The sequence below is a fragment of the Azohydromonas aeria genome (genome assembly GCF_009760915.1).
Classification (GTDB): domain Bacteria; phylum Pseudomonadota; class Gammaproteobacteria; order Burkholderiales; family Burkholderiaceae_C; genus Azohydromonas; species Azohydromonas aeria.
This window is the reverse complement of record NZ_VIDQ01000010.1, coordinates 18,727-33,303: the sequence shown is the minus strand read 5'-3', so window position 1 is coordinate 33,303 and position 14,577 is coordinate 18,727. Positions and strand designations below refer to the sequence as shown.

The 14,577-nt window shown below is 73.3% G+C and carries 16 protein-coding genes; 8 read left to right on the top strand and 8 right to left on the bottom strand.

The window, feature by feature from the left end; genetic code table 11:
- Nucleotides 1–3: 3 nt before the first annotated feature.
- Entirely contained in the window at nt 4–864 is an 861-nt protein-coding gene (locus FJ694_RS08160; RefSeq protein WP_157265936.1) for a lytic transglycosylase domain-containing protein, read from the bottom strand.
- Nucleotides 865–1,568: 704 nt separating this feature from the next.
- On the opposite strand from FJ694_RS08160, the gene sctU reads away from it, so the two are divergent.
- The 7 genes from sctU to FJ694_RS08125 all read left to right on the top strand — a co-directional run bounded on the left by sctU (nt 1,569) and on the right by FJ694_RS08125 (nt 6,260).
- Nucleotides 1,569–2,765, top strand: a complete 1,197-nt coding sequence (sctU, locus tag FJ694_RS08155; RefSeq protein ID WP_157265933.1) for a type III secretion system export apparatus subunit SctU — start codon at nt 1,569–1,571, stop codon at nt 2,763–2,765.
- Complete coding sequence (locus FJ694_RS08150; RefSeq protein ID WP_157265930.1) at nt 2,750–3,106, top strand: FliO/MopB family protein; 357 nt, start codon at nt 2,750–2,752, stop codon at nt 3,104–3,106. The genes sctU and FJ694_RS08150 overlap by 16 nt, the downstream gene beginning before the upstream one ends.
- A gap of 218 nt (nt 3,107–3,324) precedes the next feature.
- Nucleotides 3,325–4,080: a hypothetical protein gene (locus FJ694_RS08145; RefSeq protein ID WP_157265927.1), complete on the top strand. Its 756-nt coding sequence runs from the start codon at nt 3,325–3,327 to the stop codon at nt 4,078–4,080.
- Nucleotides 4,081–4,180: 100 nt separating this feature from the next.
- On the top strand, nt 4,181–4,915 hold the full coding sequence (locus FJ694_RS08140; protein ID WP_157265924.1) for a DUF6683 family protein: 735 nt from the start codon (nt 4,181–4,183) through the stop codon (nt 4,913–4,915).
- A gap of 57 nt (nt 4,916–4,972) precedes the next feature.
- Complete coding sequence (locus FJ694_RS08135; protein WP_157265921.1) at nt 4,973–5,311, top strand: hypothetical protein; 339 nt, start codon at nt 4,973–4,975, stop codon at nt 5,309–5,311.
- A gap of 45 nt (nt 5,312–5,356) precedes the next feature.
- Nucleotides 5,357–5,590: a hypothetical protein gene (locus FJ694_RS08130; RefSeq protein ID WP_157265918.1), complete on the top strand. Its 234-nt coding sequence runs from the start codon at nt 5,357–5,359 to the stop codon at nt 5,588–5,590.
- A 19-nt stretch (nt 5,591–5,609) separates the two neighbouring features.
- Nucleotides 5,610–6,260 (top strand): hypothetical protein, encoded by a 651-nt coding sequence (locus FJ694_RS08125; protein WP_157265915.1) that lies wholly within the window; start codon nt 5,610–5,612, stop codon nt 6,258–6,260.
- Between the two features lie 537 nt (nt 6,261–6,797).
- Here the strand turns inward: FJ694_RS08125 and FJ694_RS08120 are convergent.
- Complete coding sequence (locus FJ694_RS08120) at nt 6,798–7,400, bottom strand: calcium-binding protein (protein ID WP_157265912.1); 603 nt, start codon at nt 7,398–7,400, stop codon at nt 6,798–6,800.
- Nucleotides 7,401–7,781: 381 nt separating this feature from the next.
- Between FJ694_RS08120 and FJ694_RS08115 the strand changes: the two genes are divergently transcribed.
- A complete protein-coding gene (locus tag FJ694_RS08115; RefSeq protein ID WP_157265909.1) occupies nt 7,782–10,334 on the top strand; it encodes a chemotaxis protein CheW in 2,553 nt (850 codons plus the stop codon).
- A gap of 19 nt (nt 10,335–10,353) precedes the next feature.
- On the opposite strand, the gene FJ694_RS08110 is transcribed toward FJ694_RS08115, so the two are convergent.
- The 6 genes from FJ694_RS08110 to FJ694_RS08085 form a co-directional block, all read right to left on the bottom strand.
- Complete coding sequence (locus FJ694_RS08110) at nt 10,354–12,087, bottom strand: sensor histidine kinase (protein ID WP_157265905.1); 1,734 nt, start codon at nt 12,085–12,087, stop codon at nt 10,354–10,356.
- Nucleotides 12,084–13,322, bottom strand: a complete 1,239-nt coding sequence (locus FJ694_RS08105) for an ABC transporter substrate-binding protein (protein ID WP_157265902.1) — start codon at nt 13,320–13,322, stop codon at nt 12,084–12,086. Before FJ694_RS08105 ends, FJ694_RS08110 begins: the two co-directional genes overlap by 4 nt.
- Before the next feature lie 93 nt (nt 13,323–13,415).
- Nucleotides 13,416–13,556: a hypothetical protein gene (locus FJ694_RS08100; RefSeq protein WP_157265899.1), complete on the bottom strand. Its 141-nt coding sequence runs from the start codon at nt 13,554–13,556 to the stop codon at nt 13,416–13,418.
- Nucleotides 13,557–13,559: 3 nt separating this feature from the next.
- A complete protein-coding gene (locus tag FJ694_RS08095; protein WP_157265896.1) occupies nt 13,560–13,778 on the bottom strand; it encodes an SRPBCC family protein in 219 nt (72 codons plus the stop codon).
- A 65-nt stretch (nt 13,779–13,843) separates the two neighbouring features.
- Nucleotides 13,844–14,230, bottom strand: coding sequence for a HEPN domain-containing protein (locus tag FJ694_RS08090; RefSeq protein ID WP_157265893.1), 387 nt, complete (start codon nt 14,228–14,230; stop codon nt 13,844–13,846).
- A gap of 7 nt (nt 14,231–14,237) precedes the next feature.
- A complete protein-coding gene (locus tag FJ694_RS08085; RefSeq protein ID WP_157265890.1) occupies nt 14,238–14,549 on the bottom strand; it encodes a nucleotidyltransferase domain-containing protein in 312 nt (103 codons plus the stop codon).
- Nucleotides 14,550–14,577: the final 28 nt, after the last annotated feature.

Here is a 14,577-nt window from a genome sequence, read left to right as displayed (position 1 = left end):
GGCTTACTGCCCCCCGAGCCTGGCCACGATCTGGCCGCCGGGCGAGACGCCGAACTCCTGCTGCAGCCGCCGGTACACCGCCGCGACGTCGCGCACGTAGGCCCGGGTCTCGGCGTAGGGCGGCACGCCGCCGTACTTGTCCACCGCGCCCTCGCCGGCGTTGTAGGCGGCGAGCACGCGCGTGAGGTCGCCGTTGAAGCGGCGCTGCAGCAGGCGCAGGTAGGCGGCGCCGGCCTGGGTGTTGGTGCGCGCGTCGAGCAGGCTGCGCTCGGCATCCGCCCCGGCGCCGAAGCGCTTGCCGGTGGCGGGCATGACCTGCATCACGCCGCGCGCGCCGGCATGCGACACCGCCGCGGCGTTGTGGCGCGACTCGACGTGGGCGATGGCGTGCATCAGCAGCGGGTCGATGCCGTTGTCGCGCGCCGCCTGCAGCAGCGCCGGTGCCACCACCAGCACGCGCCGGCCGTGGTCGTCGAGCACGGGGGCGGCGCGCCGGGGCGCGCCTTGCGGTTGCGGGGACAACTGCGGCGCGGGCTCGGTGGCATAGGGATCGGGCACCGGGTCGGACATGCGGATCGTCACCGAGGGCACGCCGGGCCGCGCGTAGATGTCCAGCGCGCGCGAGCGGTGCAGCGTGGCCTCGCCGTCGAGCACGCGGCACTGCCGGGCCACGAGGCGGAACTTCTCGACGCCGTCCGCGCCCTGCTCGGCGGCCTTGGCGTCGGGGAGCTTGCCGGCGCAGGGTGCCTCGGCCTGCGCCCGCGGCGCGGCGGCCAGCAGCGCGGCCAGCATCAGGGCGCCGGCCAGGTGCGCGAGGGACTGCGGCGGGTGGCGTCGGGCGGCGGTGCGGGCGGCGGGATTCATGCGGGCGCTCCAGGCTGAGGGACCTTGGTGGCGCTGGGTTGCGGCGGCGCGGCGCGGGGTTCATGCGGCGCGGCGGGCAAGGGCAGGGCGGCCCGCCGAAGGCGGGAAGAACTCACGGAACGGAGGCAGGCCGCCAGCCAAAGGAGTCGTCATTCCCGCGAAAGCGGGAATCCATGTTCCAGCCGTCCGCCAGGACGGCCTCAACGCCACGTTCAACCTCCAGTCAGACCGACACGGCCTGAGTTGCTGCTTTCGCGCACGGCTGTGCGGGAAAACCTCAACACATGGCATCCCGTCAGCCACGACGCCTCGCACCCCGATCCGTCATTCCGGCGAAAGCCGGAATCCACGCGTACTGCTGCGCTGGCATGGCCTACGCCGACACGTGCCTGCACTGGCCAGCGCGACATCGCGGCGCTCGTGGATTCCGGCTTTCGCCGGAATGACGAAGTAGGGGGCGGGGCGCCTGTGCCGTCGGGATGCCAGTCGGTCTTGTCTTTCCCCGGACAACACTGAGCCTCCGCGCAACTGCCGCCTTCTCTTCCCCAACCTGCTTTTCCCGCGCGCAGCCGGTTGCCTCGGTGCGTTGCGCCTTCCCACCCCACCGGCGCATTGCATTGGTAACGGCCCCAACTGGGAATGAACCCATCCGCAGCGACCCGCAACCCAGCCGCCATCACGACCTCTGTTTGCAGGAGCCCGTCATGGCCGAGGACGCCGGCGACAAGACCGAGAAGCCCACACCCAAGAAGCTGCAGGACGCACGCAAGAAGGGCGACGTGCCCAAGAGCAAGGAGCTCACCAGCACGGCGCTGCTGGTGGTGTGGCTCGCCGTGGGCGGCTTCGCCGTGAGCGAGGCGGTACACAGGCTGCACGCGCTGTTCGAGGCCTTCTTCGCCACCATCGGCAGCGGCTGGGCGCTCACGGGCTTCGCCGGCGCGGTGCGCGCGCTGGGCTGGCAGGCGCTCGAAGCCGGGCTGCTGCTCACCGCGCTGGTGCTCGCACCCGTGGCCGCGGCCGGGCTGCTGATCGACTTCCTGCAGACCGGCCCGGTGCTGGCCTTCGAGAAGGTCAAGCCCAAGCTGGAGAACCTCGACCCGGTGGCCGGCGTCAAGCGCATGTTCTCGATGGACAACCTCGTCGAGCTGCTCAAGGCGGTGGCCAAGGCGGCGCTGCTGCTGGCCATCGGCTGGTTCCTGCTGCGCGCGGCGCTGCCGCAGCTCGTGGGCCTGGCGCGCTCGGCCCAGCCCTCGCCGCAGGTCGTCGGCGAGATCGCCTGGAGCCTGAGCTCGCGGCTGCTGCTGTGGACGCTGGGCGTGTTCGCCTTCGTGGCGCTGCTCGACGTGGTGTACCAGCGCCACGCCTTCGAGAAGAAGATGCGCATGAGCCTGCGCGACATCAAGCAGGAGTACAAGGAAAGCGAGGGCGACCCGCACGTCCGGCAGCAGCGCAAGCAGGCGCACCAGGAGTGGTCGCAGAGCAACCAGGCGCAGGCCGCGCGCAACGCCAACGTGCTGGTCGTGAACCCCACGCACGTGGCCATCGCCATCGACTACGACCGCGACAGCGCACCCGTGCCCACCATCGCCGCCAAGGGCGAGGACCACGTGGCTCGCGCCATGCGCGAGGCGGCCGAGGAGGCGGGCGTGCCCATCGTGCGCAACGTGCCGCTGGCGCGCGACCTGCTGGCGCGTGCCGAGGTCGGCGAGATCGTTCCCGGCGACCTGTTCGAGATCATTGCCGAGGTCATCCTGTGGGCGCGCGAGGTGCGCGAGCGCGTCGATGCACAGCGCCGCGAGGCCGGCGGCGAAGTCCTCTCCACCCCGCTGCCCGCGCCGCGCATCCCCACGCCGGGCGTGGACCTCACCCACTACCCGGACCCGGCATGGAAGCGTTCGTGAGCAACTTCGCGCGGATGCTCGCCGCGCTCGCCCTGGTGCTGGTGCTGGCGTGGATCGCGCTGCGCCTGCTGCGCCGGCGCATGGACGCCAAGGGCGCTCTTGTGAAGGGCTTGCCCGCGGGCAGCGAGGCGCTGCGCTTCGTGCGGGCGCTGCCCGTGGGGCCGAAGGAGCGCGTCGTGATCGTCGAGCACCGCGGCGAGCGCTGGATGCTCGGCGTCGCGGCCGGGGGCATCAGCACCCTTGCGCACTGGCCGGCGCAAGGTGCGGCGGCCGTGGCCGAGCCCGTGTCCGAAGCACGGACCATCGATGAAAAAGCCCTGCGTGGCGGGGCTTCCGACTAGGAACGCTACTGACTGCGGCCGTCCCCGGCTGCCGCAGGTCCCGACTTTCGGCGAGGGCGTCTTTCGCCTTCAATGGACACGTCAGCGATGCGAATGCCCCAGGGCAGCAAGCGTCGCAGGCGAGAAGCAGGCCGCGGCAACGTGGCAAGTTGATTCAGCAACCAGGGCGCGGTTTTCCATCAACCCCGAAGCGCCCGCACACCCAAGGAGATCACATCATGTCCAGCGCACTCAACAGCGTTTTCGGCGGCAGCGGCATCGGCAGCCTGGTCAGCACGGCCCTGAGCATCGGCAGCATGGCCTTTCCGCCGCTGGGCATCGCCAACGCGGTGAGCAACCTGCTGGCCGGCGGCATCGGCCAGGCCGTGGGGCAGGCGGTGCAGACGCTGTGCCGCGAGTCGGGCATGCCCAAGTTCGTCGGGGACATCGTCAACCAGATCGCCGGCCAGGTGCTGGGCGGGATGATGAAGCCCGTGGACCGCGGCTGCGCCGACCACGTCGGCGGCAACCACGGCATCCAGGACAGCATCAAGGACTTCGTCAAGGACCTGTGCCAGAAGATCATCGAGGCCACGCGCAAGAACCTGGACAAGGACGGCGAGGAGGGCTGCGGCGGCAAGGGCGGCAAGGGCAAGTCCGGCGCCACGGCCGGCAGCTGGCTGCAGGCCATTGCCATCGCCATGGGCGAGATCGCCGGCGACAAGGCCGCGCAGATGGTGGACCTGAGCAAGAAGATGTCCGACCTCAACGCCAACGGCCAGGAGCTCACCGGCAAGCTCGAAGGCCTGGGCAAGGACGACGCCAAGGGCCGCGGTGACATCCAGTCGCAGCAGTCCGACAATGCGCGCGAGTTCAGCGTGGTGCAGGCCCAGTTCCAGGCCACCTCGCAGGAGTTCAGCATCCTGCAGAACACCTTCTCCAACGCGCTGAAGTCCATCGGCGAAGGCCTCACGACCATGGGCCGCAAGGGCTGATCGGTCCGCCGGGCTGACCGCCGTGTCGGCAGCCCCGCCGCGGCCCTTTCCCTCCACCGCGAGGGGGCGAGCCGCGGCCTTCCGTTTCCTGGAGGTCCCCATGAAGCGATACCGCCCGATCCTGCCGCTGGTCCTGGCCGGCGCCGCGTGCCTGGCGGGCACGGCCGCGCAGGCGCAGATGCACGTGCCGGTCTACACCGGCACGCCGCTGATGATCGCCACCGGCGTGGTCACGCAGCAGACGCTGAACCGGCAGATCGACGCGGCCCACTCCCCGGGAGGGTCGTCAGGGCGCGCCACGTCCGGCGGCGGCCACGGTGCTGCGGCACCGCGCGGCGCGGACCTGTCCGTCTCCGGCACCCCGGCGGGCATGCCGGCGAAGCTGGCGGCGCATGCGCCGGCCGCGGCGCGCGCGGACACGCAGCGGCTGTACGAGGAGATCCTGCAGCGCTACCCGGCGCTCATGCGCCAGCTGGGCGTGCCGGCGCAGGACCTGGCCGCGGCGCTGGCCACCTTCCTGGCCGGCAGCTACGTGGCCTACCGCGGCGTGGACTTCCCCGACAGCCATTTCAAGCCGCTGGTGCAGCAGATGCGCGGCGTGCTCGACACCCAGCCGGCGCTGGCCCGCGCCGGCGCCGTCCAGCGGCGCGAGCTGTACGAACAGTTCGCGATCCTGGGCACCTACATGGCGCTGACGACGTCGGCGCTGAAGCAGCGCCCCGATGCGCAGCAGCAAGCCCGGCTGCGCGACGCGGCGCGCAACTACCTGCAGCAGTTCATGCAGCTGGACCCGGAGCGCCTGCGCCTCTCGGACCAGGGGCTGAGCGTGCAGTAGGCGGCAACAGTCCCCGGCCGCGGCCCCCGCGCCGCGCGCCGCACCGGAGACCCGGCGATGTTCATCCTGCCCAACGATTTCAGCTGCCTCCTGTGGCCCGCGGGCCGGCTGGAGTTCGAGACCGAGCTGCAGCCGGCGGAGCCCGGGCCCGGGCCGGCCTGCGGCGAGCCCGGCGCCGGCCTGGCCGGGCTGCCGCCGCCGATGCGGCTGGTGGTCAGGAGCGTGCGCTGGGTCGAGTGCCCGGTGTGGAGCGCGCGCGCCAATCCGCAGTGGGAGCAGATGACGCAGCTGCAGCGCGAGCAGGACGAGCAGCGCCTGCGCCAGCGCGCGCACACGGCCCCCGTGGCGCCGGCGGCTCCTGCCGCTCCGGGCGCCGGCGCGCCGCCGCAGGATTGAAGCCGTCCCGGCCCGGACGCCGGCGCACCGCCAGGGAGTGAGCGCATGAGGATTTCCGATTTCGTCCCGCTGCGCCCGATGCCGGGTGCCGGCCCGGCCGCGCCGGCGCGCTCGGCCGCCGGCACGCAGGCGTCACCGGCCGCGTGGCTCGATGCGGCCCTGCACGAGGACGCGGCCATCGTGGCCGATCCGGGCGCCGCGCCGCGGGCCTGGAGCGTGGAGCGGCATGCCGCGCGCGTGCTGCAGGCGCTGTGCGGCGAGCCGGGCGGCGCGCCCTGAGCCGCGGCGGGAGGGCGTCATGGCCGCGCTGCTGTCCGAACCCCAATGGGCCGCCGCCGCGCAGGCGCTGGTGGACGGCTGCATCGACCTGCGCAGCGACGAGGACCGCGTGGCGCTGCTGGCGGCCGTGGCGCAGGGGTTGGGCGACGAGCTCTATCCCGCCTTCATCCGGCTGCTGTGGCTGATCGGGCGCCACGGCGACCACGCGGCCAAGGCCGCGGTGGCGCGGGCCCTGGTGCACGCGCTGCGCACCGGTCGCCTGCCCGGCGGGCGGCGCAGCGCCTGGGGTGCCGACAGTCCCGGTGCCGCGGGCACGGCCTGGGGCCGCGCGCGCACGCTCGACCCGCTGGAATACCTGTGCGCCTGGCACGCGCAGACCGACCCGGTGTGCGCGCTCAGCGCCGAGCAGTTCCACGTCGCCGCGCGCGCGCTGATGGACCTGGTGGCCTGCAGCCCCGAGGCGCGGCTGCTGTACTGCGAGAAGCTGCTGGCCGATGCCGGCGACCCCATCGGCGGGGCGCTGTCGCGCGCCACGCGCGAGGCGCTGCGCGCGCTGGCGCTGGCCTGGAGCCAGGGAGCGGACGCCTTCGATGCCAGCGCGCGCTTCCTGTGCGCGCTGCAGCAGCAGCGCCCGCGCACGGATGCGCTGGCCGCGCTGGCGCTGCGCTGAGCGAGGACGAACACGCACGCCGGGCAGGGTTAGCCCGGACAACGAACCGGTGGAAACCGCCGTTTTTGCCGGATTGACGAACCTTCGGAGGGAGTCGGCCGGGCCACCAGGACCCGGGCTGCGAAGGGGAAGCGCTAGAGAGGCGCGCCGCGGGCCGCCGGCATGTGGTTGTGCATGCTGGCGGTCCGCGGTGGCGACCCGCAGGCGCTCCGGTGAGAGCCTGCGGTTGTCCCAAAGGACTCCAGCTTGTGGCCTCCCGTCAGCCACGATGCCCCGACCCCCGATCCGTCATTCCGGCGCAAGCCGGAATCCACGCGCACTGGTGCGGTGGCATGAGCGGCGCCGGCATGTGTCAACCCCGGCCAGCGAGGCAGTGCGGCGTTCGTGGATTCCGGCTTTCGCCGGAATGACGAAGTAGAGGGCCAGCACATCGGCTCGCGGCCTGCGTCACCGCTCCACAAGACAACGATGCCCGCTTGCGCGGGCATCCCTTTCAGTGAACTTTCGCGAGCCATGGTCGGCCCGCTGTTCCCACTTTCAGCGCCGCAGCAGGTCGGCCAGATCCCAGCGCACCGAGTCCCAGCCCGGGCCGCCGTGGTTCACGTCGCGGCCGGGTCCGCCGTCGAGCCGGTCGTTGCCGTGCCCGCCGTCGAGGTGGTCGCGGCCCGCGCCGCCGTGCAGCACGTCGTTGCCGCAGCCGCCACCGACGTAGTCGTTGCCCCGGCCACCTTCGACGTGGTCGTTGCCGCGGCCGCCCAGCAGCACGTCGTCGCCGTGGCCGCCGTCGATGCAGTCGTTGCCGCCGCGACCGGCGATGACGTCGTTGCCGCAGCCGCCCTTGAAGTTGTCGTTGCCGCCGCCGCCGATCATCAGGTCGTTGCCGCTGCCGCCGTTGGCGTTGATGCCGACCTTCACGTCGCTGTCCACCACCAGCACGTCGTTGCCGGCGCCCAGGTTGAACTGCGTGTTCTCCAGTTGCTGCTTCGTCATGTACTGCGTCTGGCCGTTGACGGTGACCTTGTACAGGCCCATCAGCCCGGCCAGTCCGTCGGCCCTGGAGACGTGGACGAAGTCGTTGCCGCACGTGCCGTTGACGTGGTTGGCGGGCGGCGTGCAGCCGCCGGGAGCGATGGTGGTCATGGTGGCTCTCCTCGTGGGGTGCTGGTGCAGCGGCCCGGAATTGGTTGCCGCTGGGTTCCATTTCAGGCGAGCCGCCGCCCCACGCCAAGACGGGACGCTCGGCAGCTAGGCACGCTCCCAATGCCGTGCCCGAACGCCTGGACCTGGTTGTGGACGCAACGGCAACGGCAACGGCAACGGCAACGGCAACGGCAACGGCAACGGCAACGGCAACGGCAACGGCAACGGCAACGGCAACGGCAACGGCAACGGCAGCGGCAGCGGCAGCGGCAGCGGCAACGGGCTGTGCCGCCGCACCGGCCTGGGGCTGATACGACCGGTTACGCTGGCACGCGGCTTGCGTGCCGTGGGGGCCTTGACCAGTCCCTGCCGCTGCCGACCATGAATCTCGAGGAATGCCTGCCCCACATGCGCGACGTCGTGTCCTGCGAGTCCGCGCTGCGCGACATCAGCCTGATGTGGCGGCTGATCGAGGGCACGGCGCGCATGACCTGCCCGCCGGGCACGCAGGGGCTGCTGTCGATGCTGGCCGCCACGCGCGAGGGCTTCGAGACGCTGCAGCGCGACCTCGTGGCCAGCTTCGCGCGCCAGAAGGTGGACAGCTTGATGGTGGAGGCCGGCATGCCCGCGCGGCACGCCATCGACGCGCTGGTGCGCAACCTCTTCGAGCGCACCGCCGACGTGGGCTTCCTGGCCACCGACCAGGCGCTGCGCGACTTCCTGGCAGGCACCGGCATGGACGCGGCGGGTGCCTGCGAGCGGCTGCGCGCCTACCGCGCCAAGTACAGCGTGTACGACGCCATCGCGCTGCTCGACCCGCAGGGCCGCGTGCTGGCCGCCGCGGGCGCGGCGGAGGGCGTCGCGCTGGGCGACGCGGCGCTGGTGGCGCACACGCTGCAGGCTTCAGGCTACGTCGAGACCTTCGCCGCGACGGCGCTGGTGCCCGGCGGCGCGCCGGCGCTGCTGTACTCGCAGCGCGTGCTGCACCCGCGCACCGGGCAGCCCGCGGGCGTGCTGTGCCTGGTGTTCGGCTTCGCCACCGAGATGGCGGGCATCTTCGGCTCGCGCCATGCGCGCGAGGGGCGCTGCAACCTGCTGCTGCTCGATGCGCAGGACCGCATCCTGGCCAGCGCCGAGCCGGCCTGGATGGCGCCGGGGCTGCGGGTGCCGTCCGGCGCCGGCGAGGCGGCGGCGCTGCGCATCTGGTGCGGGCGCAAGTACCTGGTGCAGACCTTCGCCGCCGAGCCGTTCCAGGGCTATGCCGGCCCGCCGGGCTGGAAGGCGCAGGCCATGGTGCCGCTGGACGTCGCCTTCGACGGCGCATCCGGCGGCGGCCTGGATGGCCTGGACGAGGCGGTGGTGGACGCGCTGCTGGCGCATGCGGCGGGCTTCTGCCCGCCGCTGCACGACATCATCGTGGCGGCCGACGCGGTGCGCCGCGTGGTCTGGAACGGGCAGGTGATGGTGCCCGCCGAGCACCGCCACGAGCGCGCGTTGCGCACCGTGCTGGAGCAGATCACGGACAACGGCGCGCGCAGCGACGCGCTGTTCTCGCGCTCCATCCGCGAGCTGTGCGACACCGCGCTGGGCGCGCGGCTGGACGCGGCGCGCTTCGCGGCGCAGTGGCTGGTGGAGCTGCTCGACCGCAACCTCTACGAGCGCGCCAACGACTGCCGGTGGTGGGCGCTGGCGCCGGAGCTCGCGGCCTGCCTGGCGCCGGGCGCCGGCGCCGCCGCGGCGCAGGAGGCGGCGCGGGTGCTGGCGCACATCCATTCGCTCTACACGGTGTACACGCGGCTGGTGCTCTACGACCGCAGCGGGCGCATCGTCGCCGCCAGCGCGCAAGGCGGCGCCGTGGGCGGCTGCATCGAGGCCGACACGCTGGCGGCCGTGCTGGCGCTGCCCGGCGAGCAGCGCTACCACGTCACGCCGCTGCGGCCGAGCCCGCCTGACGGCGGGCAGCCGGCGTGGGCCTATCACGCCGCCATCCGCGGCGGCGAGGGCGGCGCGGTGCTGGGCGGCATCGGCATCGTCTTCGACACCGGGCCGCAGCTGCAGGCCATGCTGCGCGGCGTGCTGGCCGGGCAGGCCGGGGCGCAGGCGGCGTTCATCGACCGCCAGGGGCGGGTGCTGTGCGCGGGCGACGCCGCGCTGGCCGCGCAGGGGCGGCTCGACGGCCTGGCGCCGGAGCTGCTGCAGCTTGCGCACGGCCAGGCCGCGGCACGCATCGTGGTGCGCGATGGCCAGGTGCTAGTGCTGGGCATCGGCGCCTGCCCCGGCTACCGCGAGTTCCGCCACGGCGACGGCTGCGACGACACGGTGCTGGCGGTGACGCTGCAGCCGCTGGGGCGGCTGCACGCCGCCCGCGCGGCGGCGCGCCGGCCGCAGCTGCCGCCGGCGAGCCGGCGCGATGCCGGCGCCGACGCCGACGCCGCCGGCACCGAGTACGCCACCTTCTGCCTGGGCGAGAGCCTGTTCGCGGTGCGGGCCGACCAGGTGGTGGAGGCGCAGCCCGCGGCGCAGGTGCTCCGGCTGCCGGCCGTGGGCGGCTCGCGCCGCGTGGGCATGCTGGCGCTGCGCCGCGACGGCCAGGTGCTGCGCCATGTCTCGGTGTTCGACCTGGACGCGCTGCTGGGCGGGCCGGGCACGGCGCTGGACGGATCGGGCCAGGTCGTGGTGCTGCGCGGCGACGGCTTCGAGCTGGGGCTGCTGGTGTCGGACCTGCACGGCGTCTGGCGCTTCACGCCGGCGCAGGCGCGCCCGGCGCCCTGGAGCGGCGAGGCGCAGCCGCTGGTGATGCAGCTGCTGGCCGCCGACGGCGGGGCGCGGCTGATCCAGGTTCTGGACGCGCAGCGGCTGCGCGAGGGGCTGATCGGCCGGGCGGGCGCGGCGCGGGCGGCGGCGGAGCCGGCGCGGCTGCTGGCGGTGGGCTGAGGCGCGGCGGCGCCCGGGCTCAGGCCGCCTGGGCCTGCGCCGGCGCCTCGGTGGCGCGCGGCAGCCGCACCGTGAAGCGGCTGCCCTGGCCGGGGCGGCTGTCCACCACGATGGCGCCGTGCATCGACTCCACCAGGGAGCGGCTCAGCGCCAGGCCGATGCCCGAGCCCTCGATGCGGCTGCGCTCGCGGCCCAGGCGGTTGAAGGGCTGGAACAGCTGCGCGAGCTGCGCCTCGTCCATGCCCAGGCCGTCGTCCTCCACGACCAGTTCCACGTCCTCGCCGGCGTGGCGGGCGTGCAGCCGCACGTGGCCGCCGGGGCGGTTGTACTTGATGGCGTTGGACAGCAGGTTCTGCACCACCTGGCGCAGCCGCGTGGCGTCGGCGCGCACCGGCGGCGCATCGCCCGGCAGCGCCACCTGCACCGACACCTCGCAGCGGCGCGCCAGGGTGTCGAGGTCGCGCGCCGCGGCGTGCAGCAGCTCGGCCGTGTCCACGCTGCCGAGCTGCATCTCCAGCGCGCCGCTCTCGATGCGCGAGATGTCGAGCAGGTCGTTGACCAGCGCCAGCAGGTGCTGGCCCGAGCTCTGGATGTGCTGCACCCATTCGCGCTGGCGCGGCTCCAGCGGCGTGAGCCGCTGCAGCAGGTCGCTGAAGCCCAGGATGGCGTTGAGCGGCGTGCGCAGCTCGTGGCTGACGCGGGCCATGAACACCGACTTCTGGCGGTTGGCGGCCTCCGACAGCGCCTGCGCGGCGCGCGCCTGCTCGGCCTCGATGCGGTTGCGGTGCGCCTGCTCCAGCGCGTCGAGCATGGCGTTGATGCGCTGGTTGACCAGCTCGATCTCCGGCGTGCGCGCGCGCGGCAGCCGCGTCGGGCCGCCCGCATCGGGTCCCGCGTCGCGCAGCCGCGCGGCATGGGCCACCAGGGTGTTGAGGTCGCGCGTGAGGCGCTGCGCCAGGAAGCGGCCGGTGGCCACGGCCAGCACCAGGGCCAGCGCCAGCATGGCCAGCACCGGGCGCAGCGCCTCGTCGGGCGGCGGCGGCTGCAGCGTGCCGGGACGGCGGCGCACGCCCAGTTGCAGCGGCGCGAACTGCGCCTCGGTCGCCAGCGGCGCGACGCCGCCGATCGCGTCGGCGCCGGGCCCGCCGGTGAGCTCGTAGTGCGGGTCGGGCACCAGGTCGACCAGGCGCACCCGCGCCAGCAGCGCGCCTTCGGGCGCGGCGGTGCGGGCATAGCGCACCAGCGTGATGAAGGCCAGCTCCAGCTGCGGCCCGTTGCTGAAGAGGGCCACGGCCGGCTGGCCCTGGCGCACCGACTCGGCCAGCCAGTGCAGCTGCGCCGCGTCGAAGTGCACGCCGCGCCCGCTGGCGATGGGCTGGCCCTCGAAGTCGGCGAACAGCACGGCCACCGGCACGCCGCCGACCTGGCCGAGCTGCTGCAGGTAGGGCTGCAGGTACAGCTCCTTGCCGGCGCTGTCCACCAGCGCCGTGGCGATGAGGCTGCTGGTGGCGGCCTGCTGCAGCCGCTCGTGCACCGCGTCGAGCCGGTCGCCGGCGCGCACGGCCTGCTCCGACAGCAGCTGCTCGGCGATGGCCTGCTGCGCGCGCAGCTGCTGGCGGTGCAGCAGGTAGGCCGAGCCCAGGCCCAGCAGCAGCACCGTGCCCAGCGCCACCAGCAGCGACGCGGCCGTGATGCGGGTGGCCAGGCCGGCGTGCGAGAGCGCCAGCAGCGGCCGGGCGAGCCAGCGTTTCACGCCGCCTTGCGCACGGGCTTGCGCCCCTCGGGCACCAGCGCGCCGTCGGGGCGGTAGCGCGCCATGAGCAGGTCGCCGGCATCCAGCGCCTCGTGGCGTGCCGGCGTGAAGGGCTGCGCGTAGCGCTTGATCAGGCCGTCGTGATCACGCACCTGCTCCAGCGCGTCGCGCACGCGCGGGCGCTCGGCGCTGCCGGCGCGCTGCACCGCCAGGGCCAGGATGTGCATCAAGTCGTAGGCATGGGCCACGCCCACGGGCGCGGCGATCTGCTCCGGGCGCTCGATGCCGTAGCGCGGGCCGGCCACGGCCAGGAAGCGCTTCCAGGCCGCGGGCCGCTGCTGCGCCGCGTTGAAGAAGCTGAAGGTCTGGATCACGCTGAAATCGACTTCCCACAGCGCCGGCCCGGCCTGGCGCACGAAGTCGCCGCCGGAGACGCCCCAGTGGCTGAGGATGGGCAGCCGCTGCGACGGCGGCAGCGCGGCGATCTCGCGCACCAGCACTGCGGCCTCGTCGTCGTTGGCCACCAGCACGATGGCCTCGGCCCCGGCGTCGCGCAGATGGCGGTAGGGCTCGATCAGCGAGGTGTCGCGGAAGTTGTACCAGGCGGTGGCGGCGATGCGCGGCGTGGCGTGGGCCGCGCCGTAGGCCTTGGCCGCGGCGAGGTTGCTGCGGCCCCAGCCGGTGTTGGTCAGCAGCAGTCCGACCTGGGCGATGCCGCGCTCGGCGCAGGTGCGCAGCAGTTTGGGCATGGCCAGGCTGTCGCGCAGCGACAGCCGGAACACGTAGTTGGGCTGCATGCCGTTGTCCACGATGGCGTCGGCCGAGGACCAGGGCGCCATCAGCAGGGTGCGCGTCTCGCGGATGAGGTCCATCTCCTCCAGCACCACGGGGCTGAAGCGCCCGGCGAAGACGGCCAGCAGCCCGGGCATGGCGGCGAACTCGCGCAGGTTGCGGATGCCGCGCGCGGCGATGGAGCCGTGGTCGCGCGTGACGACCTCGAAGCTCCGGCCGCCGAGCACGCCGCCGCGGCGCTCGATCTCGTCGATGGCGCAGCGGATGCCCATCTCCACGGCCTGCGCCGAGCGGCTGTTCTGCAGGCTGAACTCGCCGTCGATGCCGATGAGGACCGGGGAGGTGTCGGCCGCGCGCGCCGCGCGCGCCAAGGACAGGGGCGCGACCGCACCCAGCGGCGCGGCGGCGAGCGTGTGCAGGAGGCGACGGCGGCTGTAATGCATGGCTTGTCCCGAACCATTGTGCACCGCACACAAGACCCGATCCAGGGGGAAATCGGGCCGCCGCCACCGCGACGGCGTGACGGATGACGCCGGTCAAGGCGCGTCGGTCAGGCGCGTTCCCAGGTGGCGGGCCAGGCCGCGGGCGCCGTCGCGCATGACGGCGCGGTGGTGCCAGCGGAACAGCGGCGCGGCCAGCGGCGCGAGCAGCCGCAGCGCGGGCGCCTGCGGCTCCACGCACTAGATGTGGCGCACGCGGGTGGAGCCGCCGCTTTCGGGCGTGAGCTCCCAGGTGCCCAGGCCACTGAGGTCGCCGCGCACGCGCGCACGCAGCAGCCAGGGGCGGCGCACCTGGATCACTTCGGCCTCGAAGGTCAGGCCGCAGGGCAGGCGGCTGCCCCAGGTCAGGCAGTGGCGCGCGCCCAGGCCGTCGGCCATGCCGGGGCGCAGCGGCTGCACCGAGCGCCAACTGCCGATGTCGGGGCGAATCTGTAGGCCAATTAGGTTTGCGCTACCCGGCACGCTTAGGCGTCTGAAGCTCCATGTTGTCCGGCCGCTGCCTGTGCCCAGTCCATCACGTCTTTCAGCCACTCGGCAGCAAGCAGCCGGTCAAGAGGCCCCGTGTCCAAGGCGCCATAGCGTGCCTGCACGGCATAAGGGTTGAACTCATCCAGGTTCTGGGCGTGGGGCGGTAGGGGCAACGCACCGTCCTGGAAGACATCAAGCAGCTGGTCGATGCGGTGGGTGCGGGGCACCAGTACGCCATGGCGGGACAGCACGGCCTTCAAAGCCTTTTCGATGGCCTGCTGGGCGTGGAATCCAAGCATCGAGTCGTGCACCTCCACGTCATCCACCAGCTTGAAGAACACCACGGCGTCGCGCCGTGCCGCTTCCAGCAGGGTGCTGACCATCGGTGACTCAGCCATGGAGCACACGCCCTTCCTTGAGCGCCCACCAGTACACCGAGCCCGGCTCGTTGCCCCACTGCTGCAGTTCTTCCTCGGTCACCACCAGCACGTCCGCCGGCACGCCCAACGGGCGCAGCGCGCGGCTCAACCGCACCATTTCCTTGCCGCGATGCGCGACCTCCTTTTCCACCACCAGGAAGTCGAGGTCGGAATCCGGGCCGGCATCGCCGCGGGCATGCGAGCCGAACAGCACGATGCGCTGCGGGTTGGCTGCGGCGACCAGGGCGGCAACGGCCTGGCGGATGGTGTCTTCGGAAATCATGGCGGGGCGGTTGCTCGGGGGAGCCCGT

Excerpts from the sequence above, each read along its gene's own strand:
- FJ694_RS08160 (WP_157265936.1), bottom strand. The coding sequence starts at position 864 with ATGAATCCCGCCGCCCGCACCGCCGCCCGACGCCACCCGCCGCAGTCC.
- sctU (WP_157265933.1), top strand. The coding sequence starts at position 1,569 with ATGGCCGAGGACGCCGGCGACAAGACCGAGAAGCCCACACCCAAGAAG.
- FJ694_RS08150 (WP_157265930.1), top strand. The coding sequence starts at position 2,750 with ATGGAAGCGTTCGTGAGCAACTTCGCGCGGATGCTCGCCGCGCTCGCC.
- FJ694_RS08145 (WP_157265927.1), top strand. The coding sequence starts at position 3,325 with ATGTCCAGCGCACTCAACAGCGTTTTCGGCGGCAGCGGCATCGGCAGC.
- FJ694_RS08140 (WP_157265924.1), top strand. The coding sequence starts at position 4,181 with ATGAAGCGATACCGCCCGATCCTGCCGCTGGTCCTGGCCGGCGCCGCG.
- FJ694_RS08135 (WP_157265921.1), top strand. The coding sequence starts at position 4,973 with ATGTTCATCCTGCCCAACGATTTCAGCTGCCTCCTGTGGCCCGCGGGC.
- FJ694_RS08130 (WP_157265918.1), top strand. The coding sequence starts at position 5,357 with ATGAGGATTTCCGATTTCGTCCCGCTGCGCCCGATGCCGGGTGCCGGC.
- FJ694_RS08125 (WP_157265915.1), top strand. The coding sequence starts at position 5,610 with ATGGCCGCGCTGCTGTCCGAACCCCAATGGGCCGCCGCCGCGCAGGCG.
- FJ694_RS08120 (WP_157265912.1), bottom strand. The coding sequence starts at position 7,400 with ATGACCACCATCGCTCCCGGCGGCTGCACGCCGCCCGCCAACCACGTC.
- FJ694_RS08115 (WP_157265909.1), top strand. The coding sequence starts at position 7,782 with ATGAATCTCGAGGAATGCCTGCCCCACATGCGCGACGTCGTGTCCTGC.
- FJ694_RS08105 (WP_157265902.1), bottom strand. The coding sequence starts at position 13,322 with ATGCATTACAGCCGCCGTCGCCTCCTGCACACGCTCGCCGCCGCGCCG.
- FJ694_RS08090 (WP_157265893.1), bottom strand. The coding sequence starts at position 14,230 with ATGGTCAGCACCCTGCTGGAAGCGGCACGGCGCGACGCCGTGGTGTTC.
- FJ694_RS08085 (WP_157265890.1), bottom strand. The coding sequence starts at position 14,549 with ATGATTTCCGAAGACACCATCCGCCAGGCCGTTGCCGCCCTGGTCGCC.